This is a genomic window from Spirillospora sp. CA-142024 (assembly GCF_050942325.1).
Lineage (GTDB): Bacteria > Actinomycetota > Actinomycetes > Streptosporangiales > Streptosporangiaceae > Spirillospora.
In genome coordinates this window covers 14,338-32,475 of sequence record NZ_CP192077.1, presented here as the reverse complement: position 1 = coordinate 32,475, position 18,138 = coordinate 14,338, and the positions used below count along the sequence as shown (strand labels likewise).

Here is an 18,138-nt window from a genome sequence, read left to right as displayed (position 1 = left end):
AAGACCTCACCGTCTCGCGAATCAGGTCGAGCACATCGCCGACGTTCTGGGAGCGCACCGCGCGGGCGTAGCACACCGCGTCCAGCCAGCCACCCTTAGGAAACGTCCACCCCTCGGCGGCCCGGCCACCAAGAATGCGTTCCACTTGCTCCCGCAGCCCATGAAACTCCAGCCAGCCCCGTACATAGACCCAACTCCCCATCCCCCAATACTGCAGCCCGTGTTGGCAGGGGGCGACAGCCGGCTCGGTTTCATCGATCATGAAGGCATGCCGGAACACATCCCCGCCCACCTTGACGCCGTCGGACCAGGCTGGCACCCGCTGCTGCTACGCCTGCACGAGCAACTGCTGGCCGTGAACCCCGACTACAGGGTCAAGCAGGTCAAAGAGAAGTACGGCACTCTGCGGATCTACCTCCTGACCGGCTTGCTGCGCTACCCAGGCTGGGAGACCGGCAATTTGCCCGAACCACACGAGGAGGAACGCTACAAGCGCGAGGACGAGGCGGCGCGGCGCCTTGTACACGCGGCCGAGGAGGAGTCGGCCAGAATCTGTGAATCCTGCGGTAACCCTGGCGAGACCAGAGGAAACAGCTGGCTGAAGACCTTGTGTGACGACTGCGCCACTCCTCGCTAAGACGAAGTGATTTGCGGCACTGAAGTCCGACGGCGCACCACTAACGCTCATCACAAGATCGAATCTCCGTATACTCGCCGCCATGAGGAAAACGATCTTGGGCACTCTGGTCACCGTGGCGGCCGGTGCCCTCGTCTCCGTCACCCCGACGGCCGCGCACGCCGAGCCGTGGCCTTCCGACTGCAAGGACGACTTCCGCGCGCCCCGCGTCGGCACGTGGGCGCGATGCGACTCCGGCGCCGGCTATGTGCAGGCCATCGCCAAGTGCAAGAAGCGGGACGGGACCAGCGGCACAAAGAACGCCTACGGGCCGTGGAAGTGGATCGGTTCGACCTCTCTGTCGAAATGCCCCACCGGCTGGATCGCCGTAAGTCACTCCCACACCGTCAAGCACTGACCGGGCAATAGCGCGCACCGAAAGGCTCCTCAATTTTCGGTGCTGGGTGGTTCCCGCGCCGGTTGACCACGGCCGAACGGCAGCTCACGCGATGTCGGTCAGATCCAGGTCGGGAGGGCGTGGTCGACATAGCGGGCGCCGAAGCCACCGGTGGGCAGGATCTGGGCGATGGCCTCCAGGTCGGCGCTGGTCAATGTCAGGTCGACGGCGCCGGTGTTCTCCTTCACCCGCTCGGCACTGCGGGTGCCGGGGATCGGCACGATTTCCTCGCCCTGGGCCAGGATCCAGGCCAAGGCCAACTGGGCGACGGTCGCGTCCTTGGACGCGGCCAGTTCGGTGAGCTGCGCGACGGCGTCCAGATTCTTCTCGAAGTTGCCGGGCTGCCAGCGCGGGTCGGCGTTGCGCATGTCGGTGGCGTCGTATTGACCGGCGGGCTTGGCGGTTCCGGTGAGGAAGCCGCGTCCCAGCGGGGAGTAGGCGACGAACCCGATGCCCAGCTCGCGCAGCACGCCGAACAACTTCTCGACGTCCCCCTCGAAAAGCGAGTATTCGGTCTGCAGCACTGAGACCGGCTGCACGGCGTGGGCCCTGCGGATGGTCTGCGGCCCGGCCTCGGACAGGCCGAAGTACTTCACCTTGCCCGCCTCGATGAGCTCCTTGACGGTCCCGGCGACGTCCTCGATGGGGACGTCGGGGTCGACACGGTGCTGGTAGAGCACGTCCACGTGGTCGACGCCCAGGTTGCGCAGGCTGTTGTCGAGCACCTCGCGGATGTGCACCGGCCGGCTGTCGGTGCCGTAGTCGCGGGTGAAGCCGAACTTGGTCGCGATGGTGATCTCGTCGCGGAACGGCGCCACGGTCCTGCCGACGATCTTCTCGTTCTCGCCCCACCCGTACAGCTCGGCAGTGTCGAAGTGGGTAACGCCCAGCTCGTGGGCACGTCGGATCGCCGCAGTGCCCTCCGCGTCATCGCCGGGGCCGTACGCCATGGAGATGCCCATCGAGCCGTAGCCGACCGCTGAGGTGACCAGGCCCTGACGGCCCAGGGTGCGCTGCTGCATGGTGAATCATCCTCCATCGGCCAAACCGAACCGTTCGGTATGGTCGGTGGCCACGCTACCTTCCGCATTTCCCATGTCAAACCAAACGGTTCGGTTGGCTAGGGTGAGGGCATGGCCGGCACCGACTCCACCCGCGACCGGATCGTCGCCGCGGCCAAGGCGGAGTTCGCCCGGCACGGCATCGCCGGCGCCCGCGTCGACCGGATCGCCAAGACCGCCCAGACCAGCAAGGAACGCGTCTACGCCCACTTCGGCAACAAGGAAGCGCTGCACGCCTACGTCGCCTCCAGGGAACTGGCGGCCGCAGCCGAAGCCATCCACCTGGACCCGGCCGACCTGTCGAGTTACGCCGGGCAGATGTTCGACTACTTCACAGCCCACCCCGACAGCCACCGCTTCATCAGCTGGGGTCGCTTGGAGCTGAGCCCTGATTCCACCGGGAAGCCCCCCGCCACCGACCGGCCCGACCCATATGGCGAAGCAATTCTCGGCAAGGTCGAAACGATCCGCCGCGCACAGCAGGCCGGAGACCTCGACCCGACCTGGGACCCGATCGATGTGATGACCCTCGTCACCCAGATCGCCCACGCCTGGATCGCCCAACCTGAACTCGCCGCCCTCGCCCGGCTCGCGGCCACCGACCCCACCCTCGCCGCACGCCGCACCGCCGTCATCCGCGCCGTCCGGACCCTCTTCCCACCCGTACCACTCGCTTGACCCTCCAGGCGGCCGTCACCGGTCGTGGTCCGTCAAGGCGAACCGAGCAGATCCCATCGGTTGCCGGCGATATCGAGGAACACGGCGACTCGCCCATAGGTCTCTGTGCGCGGCAAGGTCACGAAGTTGACGCCGGCGGCCATCATGCGCTCATGGGCGGCATCGAAGTCGTCCACTCGGAGAAAGAACCCAACGCGCCCGGCCACCTGGTTTCCGACGGCACCGGTTTGGCGTTCGCCATCCGCGCGAGCCAGCAAGATGCCAGTCTCGGCACCCGGCGGCCGCACGACGACCCAGCGTTTCGGACGGCCGTCGTTGGTCAGCGATGGCGAGTCCTCGACCAGGTCGAATCCCAGGGCCGCGGTGAAGAACTCGATGGCCTGATCGTAGTCGTCCACAATGATCGTGATCAGATCAAGTCGCACCTGCATGAGACTAGCTCGCAAAGCCTTGCAAGACCGTTATCGGACGAGCCTGGTGGTAAAACCTGCCTCGACCAGGCGGCGGAAGGCCGCTTCGACTTCGGGCGGCATGTCCTGTGGGATGGCGTATCCCTGTGTGGGGTAGACAATGATGCGCTGGGTGTCGCCTACCAGCATGTTGATAACGCGGTTCACGTCGCCGATGCTCACGATGTACTCGTCCAACGGGAGCGGTCGAGACGCGCAGATGATCTCAAGGTCCGGCCACAGCTTCTTGGCGGTGGAGTAGGCGCGACGCTGCTGGTAGGGCCGAGAGATCAGGTTCGCTGAGCCGACTTCGATCCCGCGGTCGGCGAGTAGCTTGCGGGTGAACTCGATGTTCTGGCCGGTGTTGGTGGCCTTGGGCTCGACCAGGATCGCCTCATCGGGAACGCCGAGTTCAATCGCGTGTTCGCGGTAGTGGACGGCTTCGCCGCGCGGGAATCGTTCGATCGTCGTCGGTGCGTTGGCGCCGGTGAAGACAATGCGAGGGAACATGCCCTCGTGGTAGAGCTCCGCTGCGAAGGTGGCGACGCCGAGATCATGGCTACCGAGTCCGATGGCGACGTCACTAGGCCGGATGGTGTGGCGCATGTCGTGGTAGCCCCAAAGCGTTTCCACGTCAGCGCGGTAGGCGGCAGGCAAAATCACCTCGGGCACGCGGATCACTCCTTCCGGCGGGGCGTCACGGTTGGCTCTTACCACGAAAACGCTCGGCCTCCCGAACTGCTCGTCCCGGCCGCCTGATAGCACGCTAATCGCACGAACGCCCTCATCCATGATCGAGATGAGGGCTTTCTGGCAGGTGGAGCCTAGGGGGTTCGAACCCCTGACACCCGGCTTGCAAAGCTGATCACGGGCCCTCCGCCCGACCTGGCGAACCGCGCACCTGGGCCTCCTCGGCGATCTCCCCGAAAGTGACCGTGAGACCTTGATCACCGCCCCATCGGGCACGCAACGGGCACGGCACCGATGGCTGGTGCTCGCGGGGCGCAACAGACGAACGAACCTGTCCGGAGGGTGCTCCCGCGCGAACGGCGCGCATCCCGAGACAGACCGACTCGCACGGGAGTGCCCTCCGGGTCCAGGAGGGGTCTGGGGAACCACGGGGTTCCCCAGTAGCGCACGCGCAACCGATCTTCCGGCAATCCCCTGACGGCTCCAACGGCCCTTGACCACCGTCACGCCCTGGTGCTCATCGCCGAACGGGCTTAAGGGGTCGTCCCACGTCGCTCGCTGAGAGTCCGGGAGCCACGCAAGATAGCAGATCCCCGCAGTTCCGTCCGATGGCGTCGGCTGTGCTGTGATCTTGATCTACATCGGCTCGCTAGGTTGCCATCGACCGACTTCCTCCCACTGTGGAAGTTAGAGGCACGACTAGGACGTGCCCCCGAGTGAAATGGGTGAACAAACCATGACCACTGACGGTCAGCAGGCCAACGCCAAGGCCGACGAGGCCAAGACGGATCTGGCAGCCGCAGCTCGCGACTTCGCCAGCAACCCGTCGGCCGAGAACGACCAGCGCCTCGGCGACGCCTACCAGACGTCCTCCGAGGCGCACAGTGCGGCTCGCCCGGTCAACGGCGGGTCCGGCTCCGGGGCCTGACCGCCCCGGCAGTAACCGGTAACACGGCAACATCCGGTCCTCGCGCTCCTGAGCGCGAGGACCGGCTCTTTATGGCCTCAGAAGACTCCGGCGTTGGCTCGCCAGGGCGGGGGCGCGCCCCCAACGGTGAGCGGTCGAGGTGGGGCCGGCGGGCATGGCACGATGCGTGGCCCGGCGCGGCCGTCCGGTGACCGGCGCCCACGCCGCACGCTCCGGGCGGCCTGGCGCGGGGCCGCGCAGCGGCCTGAGCGCCGCCGCCCCTTGATCCAAAACAGCCCAATTCGGCAAGCAAGTGAAGTCAGCTGCTCTAAAACTGACGATGATCGTTGACACCTGGGTCTCCGGCCACTACGGAGATCATCTATGTCGACCCCCAGCCCCCAGCTCGACCGTCCCAGCCCTCCACTGGACCGTGAGGCCAAGCGGCGCCTGGCGGTCATCCGGCACGTCGAGGAGGTCACCGGCAACGTCGCTCAGACGTGCCGGTACTTCGGGATCAGCCGGCAGGCGTACTACATCTGGTACCGCCGCTACCAGGCCGAGGGCGTCGAGGGCCTGCGCACCCGCTCCAAGCGCCCGAAGACCAGTCCGAACGCCACCCACGTCGAGGTCGTCGGGAAGATCATCTACCTGCGGCAGAACTACCACTTCGGGCCCGAGAAGATCGCGATGTACCTCAAGCGGTACCACGACGTCACGATCTCCAAGTCCGGGGTGTGGCGGATCCTCAAACGGCTGGACATGGGGCGGCTGCCCGCCTCGCAGCGCTACAAGCGGCACGACAAACGCTGGAAGCGGTACGAGAAGCAGCTGCCCGGCCACCGACTTCAGATCGACGTGAAGTTCATCGAGCCGATCGCCGGTGCCGCAACCGGGCGCCGCGGCGGCCGCAACAAGTACTACCAGTTCACCGCCATCGACGACTGCACGCGGCTGCGAGTGCTGCGCATCTACCCGACCCTCAACCAGAAGACCGCGATCCAGTTCCTGGACTACGTGCTGTCGCGGCTGCCGTTCCAGGTCGAGGTGATCCAAACGGACAACGGTGCAGAGTTCCAGTCCGGGTTCCACTGGCACGTGCTGGACAAGGGCATCGCGCACACCTACATCAAGCCGCGCACTCCGCGGCTGAACGGGAAGGTGGAACGCTCACATCGCATCGACGCCGAGGAGTTCTACGCGATGCTCGACGGTGTCCTGATCGACAGCGCCGAGGTGTTCAACGACAAGCTCCGCGAGTGGGAGGACTACTACAATTACGATCGACCACACGGCGGCCTCGGCGGCCAGACACCCTACGAACGTCTCAAGCAGAAGACTCAGGCCCAGACGTAAACGATCATCGTCGGTCGCACAAGTGAAGTCAGCTGCGTTGTTCGGACCGGTATTGGCGGACGGCTTCGCGGGTGGTTATTAGTCGTTCGCGGAACTGCTCGGCGAGTGGTTCGGCGGGGTAGTGCTCATCGAGCACCTCAACGAGGTCTTGGCCTCGCATCGCAAGGTCGTAGTTCTGGCGGTCGTAGTCGAAGGCGGCCAGACCTTGCCGAACGGCCTCGTCGAGATCGCCTCGGCGGGCGTGGATGATCCCGAGGTTGATCCGGGCGTCGCCCGTGCGCATGGGGGCGTTGCTGGTGCCGTCGGCCCTGGTGTGGCGGGACAGGACTTCGAGCGAGTGCTCTTCGGCGCGTTCGTCGTCGCCCTGGTTGGTGTAGATCGTGGAGGCGTAGAACACCCACTTGGAGTGGTCGAACACGAAATGGTGATCCGGCCTGGAGGGAGTGGCAAGTTGGCCGAGAACCTCCGCGCCGCGTTCAAGGGCCTGGCGTGATTCTGTTCGGAAGGTGGTTCCGAGCCGTGAGTACGCCTGCGCTTCCTTCAACATCAGTTGAACCGCAGCGTTGCTGCTGCCGGCGAACTCCTGCCCTCGTTGGGCGGCGTCGAGTACGTCTTCGTAGCGGCCTTCGACGAGTGCGAACCCGCTGTTCTGTTGCCAGATACCTCAACACCCGCCAGACCACCATGGCGCAGCGTTAACTGGCCGTGAGATTTCCGGGGGCGCAGCGGCGTTTGGTGCCGGTGATGGCGTGACAGCTCCGGTGACGTCTGGTTCCCTGGTGCTACCCAGGCCGGAACTTTGGTTCTGACCTGGGCAACCCAGATCCCCAAGTGACCGCTCTTGCCCCCTGGCGACCGCCCCTGATAGGGGGCTAGTCGGACGTTGTCTTCGGCGCCGGGCGACCCGCCCGCCACCGCCGTGTTGTGGTAGTCACCGTTCCGAAACTGGTACGGCCCGTGCCCCTTGATCGGGGCACGGACCGCGGTTGTTCTCCCGGACTACCTACTTGAGCTGGTCCGGGTCGGGGCCAGCACCCTTGACCTCGTCCTCCAGGTACGAGGGATGAGCGTCGAAGGCCTGGGCCCCCAGGGTGAGGTCCTCCATGAGGGCATCTTCCTCTTGCGGGGTGAGTTCGGGATCTTCGCCCGTCCCGCCGGTGTTCCCGTTGCCTGCGGCCATGACAGGCTCCTTTCGGTTGGCTGTGGCCGATCGCCGTGTGAGCGACCACCCTCGACCGTCCGGAGGCGCGGGTCTCCCGCAAAGCCCCGATCCTCCCGCCTCCGGCCACCTGGGCGAACCATGGGAGTCTGGGCAACACTGACCCGGCCTCCGGCCGCACGGGCGTGCATCGGTCCGGAGTGCTTATTCGCGCGAACGGGCCGATGTGGACAGGACCGATTCGCGCGAATAAGTGCTCCGGCTCCGAGGGTCCAGGGGGCGGGAGCCCTCTGGTACCAGGAAGCTCAACCGACTTTCGCAGGGACCCGCTCGGGCGGCTCAGAACCGTGCAGGTCACCGGACATGCGCTCAACGACAAGATCAAAGCGGAGCGGAACGGCGACGATGACGAGGATGACGGCGGCCTTGGTGGGGCGCTCGTCCCGGTGGCCTGATCGCACGCTAATCGCACGAACGCCCTCATCCATGATCGGGATGAGGGCGTTTTGCCTGGTGGAGCCTAGGGGATTCGAACCCCTGACACCCGGCTTGCAAAGCCGGTGCTCTACCAACTGAGCTAAGGCCCCTCGCGGCGGGTCAAGCCTACCCGGGGTCGGGGATGGGCGTGGCATCGGCGGGAGTGCGGAGGATGAGGTCGGGGAAGGCGGCGACGCTCGGGATGATGTGGGTGGCGCCGGCGGTGAGGAGGCGGTCGTGGTCGTGGGCGCCGGTGAGGACGCCGGCGACGATTGACGCGCCCGAACGGCGGCCGGAGAGCATGTCGTTCGCGGTGTCGCCGCAGACGGCGATGTGGCGGACGTCGTCCACGCCGAGGCGCAGGGCCGCGGTGAGGATGAGGTCGGGCCACGGGCGGCCGCGGGGGACGTCCTCGGGACAGAGGGTCAGATCAACGCGGTCCCACCAGTCGAGGGTGTCGAGGATGCGGGCCTGTGTGCTGCGGCCGAAGCCGGTGAGCAGGCATACTCGGACGCCGGCGCCGCGGATGCGCGCAAGAGCGGCATCGGCGCCGGGTACGGGCTTCAGACCGCGCCTGTCGACGAGCTGGTCGTAGGAACGCTCGAACGCCAGGTTCGCGGCCTGGGCGCGGGGCTCGTCGAAGAGCGAGCGGAATATGCCGATCTTCGATCCGCCGCGCGCGTCGCGGAAGCCGGCGAGGGCACGGCCGTAGGCCGCCGTGCCGGAGACGATCCCCAGGGTGGCGATCGCCTCGGCGAAGGCGGACTCGACGGTGTCGCCGTCCGCGACGGTGGTCCCGGCGAGATCGAGGCAGGCGACGGTGATCGGCTCTGCTTCGCTCACGCCGGGGCCTGTCGCCGGCGTGTCAGTTGTCGGACGACGTGGCCTCGGTCCACAGGTCCAGCTCGGCGCGGTCCTGCTGGAGCTTGCGCCAGACGGCGAAGCCACCGAGTGCGACAACGGCGAGGACGAGCAGCTTCTTCACGGTGGGACCCCTTCACCTCGACTATCAAGTCAAAACCCGGGAATTGCGCATAGTGACTGCTTCCCCCAGGCTCTTCCGCAGCCTAGCAACCGTTGCCGGGCGATCAGCACTCAGTCGCCCTCATCGGACCGCGCGTCCAAAGAAGACGTCACGTTTCGCAGGGCCGGGACGGCCGCATAATCCGGGGTGACGACCTTCGGGAGTGCCGATGGCTGAGGACGACTTCCGGCGCTGGGAACGCGAGCTGGACTCGGGCGTGCCGGAGGAGCGGGGCTCCGGGGGCCGCGGGATGGTCCTGGTCGCGGGCCTGACCGCCATGGGTTGCGCCGCCATGATCGCGTTGGGCGAGGTGCCGCTCGGCACCGCCGGGCTGGTGCTGTCGTCGATCATTCTGCTGCTGTGGCGGATCGGGATGTGATCCGCCATCATCTCGGCATGGATCTGCGCGGAGCGAACGTCCTGGTGACCGGGGCGACCGGCGGAATCGGCCAGGCGCTGGCGAGGGCGCTGGCCGATCGCGGGGCGAGGGTCGTGCTGACGGGCCGCCGGGCGGACGTCCTGGAACCGCTGGCCGAGCGGCTCGGCGGGCGGGCCATCGTCGCCGACCTGGCGGATCGGGCGGCGGCCGAGGGGCTGCTGGACGAGGCCGGACGGGTGGACGCGCTGGTGGCGAACGCGGCACTGCCCGCTTCCGGGCTGCTGGCCGACTACTCGATCGCGCAGATCGACCGGGCGCTGGACGTGAACCTGCGGGCACCGATCGTGATGGCGAAGCTCGCGGCCGCGCAAATGGCCGATCGTGGCCGCGGACATCTGGTATTCGTATCGTCACTGTCCGGTAAGACGGCGTCCGGGCATGCGTCGCTGTACAACGCGACGAAGTTCGGAATGCGGGGCTTCGCCTTGGCGCTGCGGGAGGATCTGCGTCCGCACGGCGTCGGCGTCTCGACGGTGTTCCCAGGTTTCATCCGGGACGCGGGCATGTTCGCCGACGCGGGTGTGAGTCTGCCCAAGGGGGTCGGGACGAAGTCGCCCCGGGACGTGGCGCGCGCGACCGTCCGGGCCATCGAGCGGAACGTCGCGGAAATCGACGTGGCGCCGCTCGGGCTGCGGATCGGCGCGCTGATAGGCGGGGTCGCCCCTGTCCTGTCCGCGGCAGTGCAGCGGCGTGCGGGCGGGCAGCGGATCTCGCGGGGCCTCGCGGACGGCCAGCGCGACAAGAGGTAGCGACAAATCCGGATCTTCCGGCGATAATCCGGGCGGACCCGCTTGATCAGCGGGACGAGCCGGCGCACCGTCCTGGCCGCACCCCGCCCGCCGTGTGCGCCCCGCGCGAGGAGGTCTGCGCATGTGGACGGGCAGGAAGATCGTGATCGGGACTGCGGCCGTGACCGTCCTGTCGCTGCCGTCGGCGCCCGCCCGGGCGGCGGAGCCGGCGGACGCGACGGTGGTTCCGGTCCAGATCACCGGTGATCCGGCGAAGCGCTTCAACCTTGTCGTGCTGGGGGACGGCTACACGGCGGCGGACATGCCGAAGTTCCGCGCGCACCTCGCCAAGCACCTGAACGACCTGTGGACGATCGAACCCTTCAAGTCGTATCGGAGCTACATCAACGTGTACGCGGTGGAGATCCCGTCCGGGGAGTCAGGGGTCAGCTGCGACCCTGCACTGTCGTCCCCGCGCCGCACGACACCGTTGAAGATGGCGTTCTGGAGCGGCTGCCGGGAGGACGGCATCCAGCGCCTTCTGGTCATGGACTCGACGGCTGCCAAGACGTACGCGGACCTCGTCCCAGGCACGACGGCGGGAAATCGGCAGCTCCTTGCGCTGGCCAACAGCGACACCTACGGCGGTGCAGGCGGCACCTATGCAACAGCGTCCGGCGGGAACGCAATGTCGGCTCTCATCGCGCCGCACGAGCTCGGCCACTCGCTGGGTGGCTTGGACGACGAGTACGACTACTACCAGCGTGGCGTCCCTGGCGGGACGTACACCGGTCCTGAGCCTGGCTCCATTCACCACACGCTGCTGACCGAGCAAGAGATGAAGGCGCAGAAGACGAAGTGGTGGCGGTGGCTCGGTGAACGAAGCGAGGCCGGGGGCACCATAGGGCGGTACGAGGGCGGGCTCTACTTCAGCAAGGGAGTGTGGAGGCCGAGCCAGCACTCGATGATGAAGACGCTGGGCTACTACTACGACCAGGTCGCACGTGAACGGATGACCCAGCGGATCTCAGCCAAGGTCAACCTCGTCCAGGCGAACACGCCCACGGACGCCCCTGTGGGGGACGATCGTGTGCTGTGGATCGAAACGATGCATCCGACCGGTCACCAGGTGTCCGTCACATGGACGGTCGACGGGAAGACCGTTGGACGTGGGGCGAACCTGGATCTGTCCAGGCTGCACCTTAAGAAGGGCACGCACACGGTCAAGGCGACGGTGACCGACCCCACGGGCTTCGTCCGGGACCCAGCGATACGGTCATCCGCAGCGCTCACCCAGGTCCGCACATGGACGGTCGACACGAGCCTGACCACACCGCCTGCGAACGTCCCCACCGACTTCACGTCGTCCACGCCGACCGACAAGCCCGTCGGGGGCGAGTCTGTCGTGTACGTGGAGACGACCCACCCTGTGCAGAACGCGCCGAAGGTGCGCTGGGAACTCGACGGACGGCGTGTAACCGGCGGCGACCGGGACATCGACCTGAGACGGTTCCACTTGGCCAAGGGCACGCACACGCTGGCCGCGGAAGTCGGCTCCAAGAGCCGCTCTTGGGCGATCGACGCGCAGGACCCGACCGTGACCTATGAGCTCTCCAAGGCCGGATCGAGCCGGGTGCGCCCCGGGCACACGCCCGAGTACGTCTTCGACGGCCCGTTCACCATGCGGCTGACCGGCGCGGACGACCGTCCAGGCGTGGTCGTCTCGGAGTTCCGCGTGGACGGCGACGGATGGTTCAACTACTTCGGCTGGCCGACCGACTCGTCCGCGCCCTGGCTGTTCACCGAGAACGGTACGGTCATCGACAGCCTCACCTACGGCAAGCTCGGCAAGGGCCGCCACACCATCGAATACCGCGCCATCGACCCGGCGGGCAACGTCGGAAAGCCCGCGAGGTTCATTGCGACGCTGCGCTGACCGGCCCTCGCCCCTGTCAGTGTTCGGACGCGGGCTCCGCTGCGGACGCGGGTTGGGGCGCGGGGGTGTCGGACGTGGGCGCCGGCTCCGGGGAGCGGTGCGCGGTTGCGAGGATGGAGCCGCCGAGGATCAGCACGAACGATGCGGTGATCGTGCCGGTGAGGGGCTCGTCGAGGAACACGACCCCGGCGGCGACGGCCACGGCCGGGTTCACGTACGTGAACACCATGCCCCTGGACGTGCCGACCTCCCGGATGAGCTCGAAGAACACGATGAAAGCCAGCGCCGTGCACACTAGGCCGAGCGCGACGAGCGCCACGAGGACGCGCCCGCTCGGCATGGTCTCCGGCCAGGTGGCGATCGCCGGGCCGGTGTAGACGAGTGCGGCGATCGCCAGCGCGAACGCCGCCATGTGCAGGCTCGGGAGGTCCTGGAGCCGCCGGGTGGCGATCACGGGTGCGATGGAGTACCCGAGCGCGACGAGCATGACCTCGCCGATCGCCCATGCGCTGCCGCCGCCGAGGTGCGGCCCGGCGAGCACACCGACGCCGGCCAGCCCGACCAGGAGCCCCGCCCACCGCACCGGCCCGAGCCGCTCGGCGTCCCCGGCGAGCCGGGCCAGCAGCACCCCGATGATCGGGACGGCGGCGATCAGGAGCCCGGTCATGGAGCTGGTCAGCCGGTTCTCCGCGTCCGACAGCAGCGCCCACGGGCCGAGGATCTCCACGGCGGTGAAGAGCAGCAGCGGACGCCAATGACGCCGGACCAGGTCCAACCGGCCCGCCCTGACCGCGAGCGGCAGCAGGATGATCGCGCCGAGCGCCGTCCGCGCGAACACCACCATGGGGACCGAGACGCTCTCGACCGCCACCTTGATCATCAGATAGGGGATGCCCCACAGCACGCTCATCAGCGCGAACAGCATCCAGCCACGGCGACTCAACCCGACCTCCGTTCACGTCCACTCTGGACGTTCACGACATTCAGGATGCGGGCCGGCGGGTCATGCCGTCTTGAACGCTGTTGCGGTACGCGCCCGGCGTGACGCCCAGCACGCGGCGGAACCAGCGGGTGAGATGCGCCTGGTCGGCGAAGCCGACGAGCGTCGCCGCCTCCGCCGGGCGAAGCCCCACGTCGAGCAGCGCACGCGCACGCGCCACCCGGTGCTGGGCGAGCCACGCGTACGGCGGCATTCCCATCGCGTCCCGGAAGACGCGCAACAGCTGATAGCGAGAAAGCTCCAGGTCAGCAGCGACTTCGGCGAGCGTCGGCGGGGAGACGAGTTCGTCGGACAGGCGAGTCGCGACCGTTCTCGCGATCCGCCCGGCTTCGGCCCTGCGGTGCCCCGGGACCGCCTTCGGCCCGGACGCCGCATGCCGCTGGACGAGCGCGCCCAGCACTCCGAGCAGCCGTGACTCGCCCTCAAGCGGATCTTCGCCGAGCCTCAGTGCGCGGTGGGCGAGCCGCAGCGCCTCGCCGAGCCGCGGGTCGTCGATGATCGGGTCGGCGAAGTGGGGTTCCACCGAAACCGGCCCGGGTTCCGCCGTCGTCGCCGCTCCCAGCAGCTCGGCGCCCGGGTAAAGGCACAGATAGGCGAAGCCTTCGGGACGTGCCGGACCGCCTGTGTGCGCCTCGCCGGGCTCCACCACGACGACGTCCCCGGCCGCCGAGTAGATCCGCTCGCCCCGGTAGAGCATCGTCTCCAGGCCGTCGACGGTCACCCCGATGGCGTACTCGTCGTGAGTGTGCGGCGCGTAGTGCCGGCTGCCGATCCTGGCCGTCAGCAGATCGAGCGGCGCCCCCTGGATGCCGCCCACCCGCGTCCACAGCGTCCGGTCGGCGCCGGCGACGTCACCGCTCCGCGCCCGCCGGTGCCGGTCAGGCCGAGAAGACGTGCCGGAGCCGCCAGCGATCCTCGTCACGGCCGAGCTCCACGACGGCCACGCCCTCCGCGCCGGTGACCCGCATCCGGTAGACCCTGCCTTCGCGGGCCGTCCCGTAGGTCTTCAGCACCTCGTCGACCGCGTAGCGCGTCCCCCGCCACTCGTACGCGGTGAGCCGTCCCGCCGGGTCGTGCTCGGCGCGGACCGGCTCGTTCAGCAACTGCCCCATGCCGGGAGCGTAGCACGCATTCGAACTGGTGTTCGCAGGTCGGAGAGGCGATCACGCCCCTCGCGGCGCCGGTTCCGGACCACAGTACGCCCGCGTCCCCCCGCTGCGCCGGGCGTGGCGCGGAACTCGAATCCTTGGCACCGGGCAGGGGAAGGACCAGAGAACGGCGAAGGGAAAGGCCATGATCAACGGTGCCCATGTCATCCTCTACAGTCGCGACGCCGAGGCGGACCGCGCGTTCATCCGGGACGTGCTGGGCTTCCCGGACGTCGACGCCGGCCACGGCTGGCTGATCTTCAAGCTGCCTCCCGCCGAACTGGCCGCGCATCCCACGGAGGGGCAGCCCCGCCATGAGTTCTACCTGATGTGCGACGACATCCACGCCACGCTGGACGACCTGATCGACAAGGGTGTCCACGTCGACGTGCCGGTCAGCGAACAGCGCTGGGGCCTGCTCGCGGCGATCAGACTGCCGAGCGGCGGAGACCTTCCGATCTACCAGCCGCTGCACCCGCTGGCGAAGGACCTCTAGGCGCCGTCATCCACAGGCTGTGGGCAACCTCGGCACACACCTCCCTCGGCGTCGCAACAGGCGTTCCGGAGGACGCGTCCACAGGCGGATCCCCAGAACAGCCGGGCTTTCCACGGTCTGGACGGCCCGTCGAAGGCCGTCCCCTCCAGGATCGCCGCGACGGCGACTCCATCCACAGAATCCACAACCTGTGGATAACTCTGGTGCACAACCTGGGTACGACGGCCCGGCTCTGCGTCCACCATTCTTCCCCAGGCCGCCCCCAACCTGCGCGACCAGTTGTCCACGTCGTGGAAAAGCCGCTGACCAGCGACAAGACCTCGCCGGGGGCATCGTCACCCACACCCTGTTCACACCCTGTGGGCGGACACCCTCCACAACCGTGCCCCGCCGGTGGACAACGTTGCCCACAGCAATCCCCAACCACGTCCCCAGCTCACCCGCGGTGCCGCCTCACTTTCCCACAGGTCAGGCCGACGGCGGCACACCCGGGTCGTCCTGGTCCCTCGACGCCGTCTCCAGGTCGGCCAGCCGTTGAAGGTCATCGGACAGGCCGGCGGTGTCGGGGATGTCGATCGCGCGAGCCTCGGCTATGAGCGCCCGGGCCCGAGGCAGTTCGTCCAGGTGGACGGCCATGTCGGCACGCAGGACGAGGGCTTTCAGGCGGTCGGACGACGACAGCGGCTCGCCCGACGCCAGCAGATGATCAAGGATCCGGGCCCCGGCCCGGTGATCCCCCTTGGAGTCGCCGAGGAGCGCGGCCATGTGGAAGGCCCTGGCCACCGGCTCCTTCGGAATCGGCGCATGCCGCAGATCGTCCGATATGGGCTGGCCGACGCGGAGTTGAAGACCGTCCGGGTCGCTGAGCAGGAACTGCCGGACTCCATAGGACATGTCACGCAAGGCGCTCAGCCGAGGCAGCCCGCGGGTGGGAATCCGACCGAGGGCCTGCCTGAGCCCGCTCCGAAACGACTCGTAGAGGGCGTCCACCTCCGTCGTGGTGATGTAGCACATGTTCATGGACGCGGCCGGATCGTGCTTTTTCCGGCCGAAGAACTGGAGCTCGACGTCGCCGCGGCGAACCCCCAGGTGGGGATTCGGACTCGTCTGCCAGGTGGTCTGCCCGAAACCGAGGACCCGATAGAACTCCCAGGTCGCGGTGATGGAACGGCACGGAAAGATCGGTATCGCCTTCTCACCCATACCCGAGAGCGTAGGAACGCCAAGGAAGCTAGTCAAGTTTGATTACATCTTCACGCCCCGACCGGAGCAGATGGAGGATGATGTGTCGCGGTGGGCACCATTCGGAGGGGCAGGTCAAACCTCGCCGAGAGTTTTCCACAGGTTGTGGACAGGAGGGCATCCGTGGACTTCAACGAGCACACTGCCACACAGGCCGTTCAGGACAGTTTTCGCAACACCCCCGACGCTCGCCTCCGTGACCTGCTGGACGCGCTCGCCAGCCATCTGCACGCATTCGTCCGCGAGACGAAGCCGTCCATCAAGGAATGGGAGGTGGCCATCGGGTTCCTCACATCGGTCGGCCAGGCTTGCACCGACACACGCCAGGAGTTCGTCCTGCTGTCGGACATCCTCGGCGTCTCGATGCTGGTGGAGACACTGAACGAACACGAGGGCGGCACAGAAAGCACCGTCCTTGGCCCTTTCCACATGGTGGAGTCGCCGCAGCGCGCGCTTGGCGACACCATCGATCTGGTCGGCGAAGCAGAGCCGTGCGTGGTCTCAGGACGCGTGCTGGACACCGACGGCGCACCTCTGCCCAACGCGGAAGTCGACGTCTGGCAGTGCGACGAGAACGGCTTCTACGACGTTCAGCAACCCGGCGTGCAACCGGTCGGCAACGGACGCGGCCTTTTCCACACCGACGCCGAAGGCCGGTTCAACTTCCGCACCGTCATCCCCAGCCACTACCCGATCCCGACGGACGGCCCGATCGGCCGCCTCCTGGAAGCCACCGGACGCCACCCCTACCGCCCGGCCCATATCCACTTCATCGTCGGGGCGGACGGCCACACCCCTTTGACCACACACGTCTTCGTTGCAGGCAGCCCCTATCTGGACTCCGACGCGGTCTTCGCGGTCAAGCAGAGCCTCATCGTCGATTTCACCGAATCAAACGACAAGGAGGCCGCCTCCCGGAACAACGTCCAGGCCCCCTTCCGCCACGCCCAGTTCGACCTGGTCCTCAGCAGGGAGGCCGACCGGTAAATGCCGTGGCCACCGGACGTCCCAGCCGGGCAGACTCTGCGGATGACCACCCGCACCCTCTGGCGCCCGGTCGGCCCCGCCGAGCTGGACCTCCTGCGCGCCTCGGGCTGGCGTTCATGGCCGCCCAGGCTCCCGGACCAGCCGATCTTCTACCCGGTCCTCAACGAGGACTACGCGATCAAGATCGCGCGCGACTGGAACGTGCCCGCACACGGCTCGGGCTACGTGACGAGGTTCGAGGTGGACGCCGCCTTCGCCGCACGCTACCCCGTCCGCCAGGCCGGCGGCCGAACGATCCTGGAACTCTGGGTCCCCGCCGAGGATCTCGAAGAGTTCAACAAGCACATCATCGGCCTGATCGAGGTCATCCACGAGTTCCACGCCGACGCCCCCAAGTAATCCACAACCTGTGGAGAAACACCCCCACCCTCTGGATAACCACCCCTGACCTGCACAGACACGCTGACCACCCGCGCTTTCCCGCTCTCAAGGGAGGGCTACGCTACGCGGGTTGCTGACGGGCATATCGGGCTGCGGCCCCGGCCTAGGAGGTATGCGTGGCACGGTTATGGGATGCGCTTAACCGCCTTGATGACCGTTTGCTTTACGACTCTGAGGGTCGTCTCCGTGGGAAGTCCTTCGCTCTCACTCGCACCGCCGGCGTGATCTCGGTCATCACCTTGATGGCTGGGCTCGTTCTGATCATCGGCCGGGTGCTGTGGTGGGCCGAGCCGACGGCAGGTCTAGGCGTGCTGTGGGTTGTTGCAGGACTCTACGGCCTCCTGCGATGGACGCTCGCACGTCGCCGCAATCAGCCCACCTCAACTGGAGGGGGCGGGGGCTGAGCCCCATAAGGAAAGGGCCACCACGCATAAAGCGGCACCCTTCGACCACACCACTCCCAACCGCTGCAGGGCTTTGGCGTCGAGGGGCGACCGCCCCCATGTGAGCCGCCTCAGCAGCGTCACCGCACCTATGAGGAGAAACTGACCGACGTCGCGCTGGCCACCGAGATAATCCGTGACGCCGCACTCGGGAACGGTGTCCTGTCGTTGCCGGTCTCAACGGACACCGACTTCCTACCCGCGATCAAGGCGTGGCGGGAGCTGGCGCCCAATCGCCGGATGCTGGTCGCCTGCCCTCCAGGCAGAGGCAGCCCCAACCGTTTGCTCTCAAGGCAGGCGCCAACGCTCGCCGGTGCACGCTGGTACGGCAGCCGCCGGTTCTTAGCTGACCAGCGAATATTCCCTGTTCAGGCGTGCGCGCTGGTGGAACCATCGTGCTCGTG

Annotated in this window: 22 protein-coding genes and 1 tRNA gene; 11 read left to right on the top strand and 12 right to left on the bottom strand. The window is 67.4% G+C overall.

From position 1 onward, the window contains the following. Nucleotides 1–220: 220 nt before the first annotated feature. The gene (locus ACQPZP_RS00170; protein ID WP_433475564.1) at nt 221–637 is read left to right on the top strand and encodes a hypothetical protein; all 417 of its coding nucleotides are present in this window, start codon (nt 221–223) and stop codon (nt 635–637) included. A gap of 82 nt (nt 638–719) precedes the next feature. Continuing rightward, nucleotides 720–1,034: a hypothetical protein gene (locus ACQPZP_RS00165; RefSeq protein ID WP_433475563.1), complete on the top strand. Its 315-nt coding sequence runs from the start codon at nt 720–722 to the stop codon at nt 1,032–1,034. Nucleotides 1,035–1,132: 98 nt separating this feature from the next. Here the strand turns inward: ACQPZP_RS00165 and ACQPZP_RS00160 are convergent, their stop codons facing one another. Continuing rightward, nucleotides 1,133–2,095, bottom strand: a complete 963-nt coding sequence (locus tag ACQPZP_RS00160) for an aldo/keto reductase (RefSeq protein WP_433475562.1) — start codon at nt 2,093–2,095, stop codon at nt 1,133–1,135. Nucleotides 2,096–2,206: 111 nt separating this feature from the next. Between ACQPZP_RS00160 and ACQPZP_RS00155 the strand changes: the two genes are divergently transcribed. Further along, the gene (locus ACQPZP_RS00155; protein ID WP_433475561.1) at nt 2,207–2,812 is read left to right on the top strand and encodes a TetR family transcriptional regulator; all 606 of its coding nucleotides are present in this window, start codon (nt 2,207–2,209) and stop codon (nt 2,810–2,812) included. A 32-nt stretch (nt 2,813–2,844) separates the two neighbouring features. Here ACQPZP_RS00155 and ACQPZP_RS00150 read toward each other — a convergent pair whose 3' ends face one another. Both ACQPZP_RS00150 and ACQPZP_RS00145 read right to left on the bottom strand, forming a co-directional pair. Continuing rightward, nucleotides 2,845–3,237 carry a VOC family protein gene (locus ACQPZP_RS00150; protein WP_433475560.1) on the bottom strand — a complete coding sequence of 131 codons (393 nt, stop codon included), beginning with the start codon at nt 3,235–3,237 and terminating at the stop codon, nt 2,845–2,847. Between the two features lie 36 nt (nt 3,238–3,273). After that, complete coding sequence (locus ACQPZP_RS00145) at nt 3,274–3,933, bottom strand: YdcF family protein (RefSeq protein WP_433475559.1); 660 nt, start codon at nt 3,931–3,933, stop codon at nt 3,274–3,276. A 754-nt stretch (nt 3,934–4,687) separates the two neighbouring features. On the opposite strand from ACQPZP_RS00145, the gene ACQPZP_RS00140 reads away from it, so the two are divergent. After that, on the top strand, nt 4,688–4,879 hold the full coding sequence (locus ACQPZP_RS00140) for a hypothetical protein (protein ID WP_433475558.1): 192 nt from the start codon (nt 4,688–4,690) through the stop codon (nt 4,877–4,879). Nucleotides 4,880–5,242: 363 nt separating this feature from the next. Further along, nucleotides 5,243–6,214: an IS481 family transposase gene (locus tag ACQPZP_RS00135; RefSeq protein WP_433475387.1), complete on the top strand. Its 972-nt coding sequence runs from the start codon at nt 5,243–5,245 to the stop codon at nt 6,212–6,214. A 28-nt stretch (nt 6,215–6,242) separates the two neighbouring features. Here ACQPZP_RS00135 and ACQPZP_RS00130 read toward each other — a convergent pair whose 3' ends face one another. The 5 genes from ACQPZP_RS00130 to ACQPZP_RS00110 all read right to left on the bottom strand — a co-directional run bounded on the left by ACQPZP_RS00130 (nt 6,243) and on the right by ACQPZP_RS00110 (nt 8,835). Beyond that, nucleotides 6,243–6,761, bottom strand: a complete 519-nt coding sequence (locus tag ACQPZP_RS00130) for a tetratricopeptide repeat protein (RefSeq protein ID WP_433475557.1) — start codon at nt 6,759–6,761, stop codon at nt 6,243–6,245. 456 nt (nt 6,762–7,217) lie between these two features. Continuing rightward, the gene (locus ACQPZP_RS00125) at nt 7,218–7,394 is read right to left on the bottom strand and encodes a hypothetical protein (protein WP_433475556.1); all 177 of its coding nucleotides are present in this window, start codon (nt 7,392–7,394) and stop codon (nt 7,218–7,220) included. Nucleotides 7,395–7,884: 490 nt separating this feature from the next. After that, nucleotides 7,885–7,960, bottom strand: a tRNA-Ala gene (locus ACQPZP_RS00120). A gap of 16 nt (nt 7,961–7,976) precedes the next feature. After that, entirely contained in the window at nt 7,977–8,693 is a 717-nt protein-coding gene (locus ACQPZP_RS00115; protein ID WP_433475555.1) for an HAD family hydrolase, read from the bottom strand. A gap of 22 nt (nt 8,694–8,715) precedes the next feature. Further along, the gene (locus ACQPZP_RS00110; protein ID WP_021592723.1) at nt 8,716–8,835 is read right to left on the bottom strand and encodes a DLW-39 family protein; all 120 of its coding nucleotides are present in this window, start codon (nt 8,833–8,835) and stop codon (nt 8,716–8,718) included. Between the two features lie 208 nt (nt 8,836–9,043). Here ACQPZP_RS00110 and ACQPZP_RS00105 point away from each other — a divergent pair, with 208 nt between their 5' ends. The 3 genes from ACQPZP_RS00105 to ACQPZP_RS00095 all read left to right on the top strand — a co-directional run bounded on the left by ACQPZP_RS00105 (nt 9,044) and on the right by ACQPZP_RS00095 (nt 11,977). Further along, nucleotides 9,044–9,253 (top strand): hypothetical protein, encoded by a 210-nt coding sequence (locus tag ACQPZP_RS00105; RefSeq protein ID WP_433475554.1) that lies wholly within the window; start codon nt 9,044–9,046, stop codon nt 9,251–9,253. 17 nt (nt 9,254–9,270) lie between these two features. Then, nucleotides 9,271–10,062 (top strand): SDR family NAD(P)-dependent oxidoreductase, encoded by a 792-nt coding sequence (locus tag ACQPZP_RS00100; protein ID WP_433475553.1) that lies wholly within the window; start codon nt 9,271–9,273, stop codon nt 10,060–10,062. A 121-nt stretch (nt 10,063–10,183) separates the two neighbouring features. Next, nucleotides 10,184–11,977, top strand: coding sequence for a M64 family metallopeptidase (locus ACQPZP_RS00095; protein ID WP_433475552.1), 1,794 nt, complete (start codon nt 10,184–10,186; stop codon nt 11,975–11,977). Between the two features lie 16 nt (nt 11,978–11,993). Here ACQPZP_RS00095 and ACQPZP_RS00090 read toward each other — a convergent pair whose 3' ends face one another. From ACQPZP_RS00090 to ACQPZP_RS00080, 3 genes are read right to left on the bottom strand one after another with little or no spacing between them, the layout of a single operon-like run. Continuing rightward, complete coding sequence (locus ACQPZP_RS00090; protein WP_433475551.1) at nt 11,994–12,920, bottom strand: DMT family transporter; 927 nt, start codon at nt 12,918–12,920, stop codon at nt 11,994–11,996. Nucleotides 12,921–12,960: 40 nt separating this feature from the next. Next, nucleotides 12,961–13,899 carry an AraC family transcriptional regulator gene (locus ACQPZP_RS00085; RefSeq protein WP_433475550.1) on the bottom strand — a complete coding sequence of 313 codons (939 nt, stop codon included), beginning with the start codon at nt 13,897–13,899 and terminating at the stop codon, nt 12,961–12,963. Continuing rightward, nucleotides 13,856–14,089, bottom strand: a complete 234-nt coding sequence (locus ACQPZP_RS00080) for a hypothetical protein (RefSeq protein WP_433475549.1) — start codon at nt 14,087–14,089, stop codon at nt 13,856–13,858. Before ACQPZP_RS00080 ends, ACQPZP_RS00085 begins: the two co-directional genes overlap by 44 nt. Before the next feature lie 181 nt (nt 14,090–14,270). Between ACQPZP_RS00080 and ACQPZP_RS00075 the strand changes: the two genes are divergently transcribed. Further along, on the top strand, nt 14,271–14,621 hold the full coding sequence (locus ACQPZP_RS00075; RefSeq protein WP_433465501.1) for a VOC family protein: 351 nt from the start codon (nt 14,271–14,273) through the stop codon (nt 14,619–14,621). Nucleotides 14,622–15,089: 468 nt separating this feature from the next. Here ACQPZP_RS00075 and ACQPZP_RS00070 read toward each other — a convergent pair whose 3' ends face one another. Beyond that, nucleotides 15,090–15,824: a bleomycin resistance protein gene (locus ACQPZP_RS00070; RefSeq protein ID WP_433475548.1), complete on the bottom strand. Its 735-nt coding sequence runs from the start codon at nt 15,822–15,824 to the stop codon at nt 15,090–15,092. Between the two features lie 162 nt (nt 15,825–15,986). Here ACQPZP_RS00070 and ACQPZP_RS00065 point away from each other — a divergent pair, with 162 nt between their 5' ends. Next, nucleotides 15,987–16,850, top strand: a complete 864-nt coding sequence (locus tag ACQPZP_RS00065; RefSeq protein WP_433475547.1) for a dioxygenase — start codon at nt 15,987–15,989, stop codon at nt 16,848–16,850. Nucleotides 16,851–16,892: 42 nt separating this feature from the next. Then, complete coding sequence (locus ACQPZP_RS00060) at nt 16,893–17,249, top strand: ADP-ribosylation/crystallin J1 (protein WP_433475546.1); 357 nt, start codon at nt 16,893–16,895, stop codon at nt 17,247–17,249. Nucleotides 17,250–18,138 lie beyond the last annotated feature (889 nt).

Bases quoted from the DNA above. Each gene is read 5' to 3' on its own strand.
- ACQPZP_RS00165 (WP_433475563.1), top strand. From the start codon at position 720: ATGAGGAAAACGATCTTGGGCACTCTGGTCACCGTGGCGGCCGGTGCC.
- ACQPZP_RS00160 (WP_433475562.1), bottom strand. From the start codon at position 2,095: ATGCAGCAGCGCACCCTGGGCCGTCAGGGCCTGGTCACCTCAGCGGTC.
- ACQPZP_RS00155 (WP_433475561.1), top strand. From the start codon at position 2,207: ATGGCCGGCACCGACTCCACCCGCGACCGGATCGTCGCCGCGGCCAAG.
- ACQPZP_RS00140 (WP_433475558.1), top strand. From the start codon at position 4,688: ATGACCACTGACGGTCAGCAGGCCAACGCCAAGGCCGACGAGGCCAAG.
- ACQPZP_RS00135 (WP_433475387.1), top strand. From the start codon at position 5,243: ATGTCGACCCCCAGCCCCCAGCTCGACCGTCCCAGCCCTCCACTGGAC.
- ACQPZP_RS00130 (WP_433475557.1), bottom strand. From the start codon at position 6,761: ATGTTGAAGGAAGCGCAGGCGTACTCACGGCTCGGAACCACCTTCCGA.
- ACQPZP_RS00125 (WP_433475556.1), bottom strand. From the start codon at position 7,394: ATGGCCGCAGGCAACGGGAACACCGGCGGGACGGGCGAAGATCCCGAA.
- ACQPZP_RS00105 (WP_433475554.1), top strand. From the start codon at position 9,044: ATGGCTGAGGACGACTTCCGGCGCTGGGAACGCGAGCTGGACTCGGGC.
- ACQPZP_RS00100 (WP_433475553.1), top strand. From the start codon at position 9,271: ATGGATCTGCGCGGAGCGAACGTCCTGGTGACCGGGGCGACCGGCGGA.
- ACQPZP_RS00095 (WP_433475552.1), top strand. From the start codon at position 10,184: ATGTGGACGGGCAGGAAGATCGTGATCGGGACTGCGGCCGTGACCGTC.
- ACQPZP_RS00080 (WP_433475549.1), bottom strand. From the start codon at position 14,089: ATGGGGCAGTTGCTGAACGAGCCGGTCCGCGCCGAGCACGACCCGGCG.
- ACQPZP_RS00075 (WP_433465501.1), top strand. From the start codon at position 14,271: ATGATCAACGGTGCCCATGTCATCCTCTACAGTCGCGACGCCGAGGCG.
- ACQPZP_RS00070 (WP_433475548.1), bottom strand. From the start codon at position 15,824: ATGGGTGAGAAGGCGATACCGATCTTTCCGTGCCGTTCCATCACCGCG.
- ACQPZP_RS00060 (WP_433475546.1), top strand. From the start codon at position 16,893: ATGACCACCCGCACCCTCTGGCGCCCGGTCGGCCCCGCCGAGCTGGAC.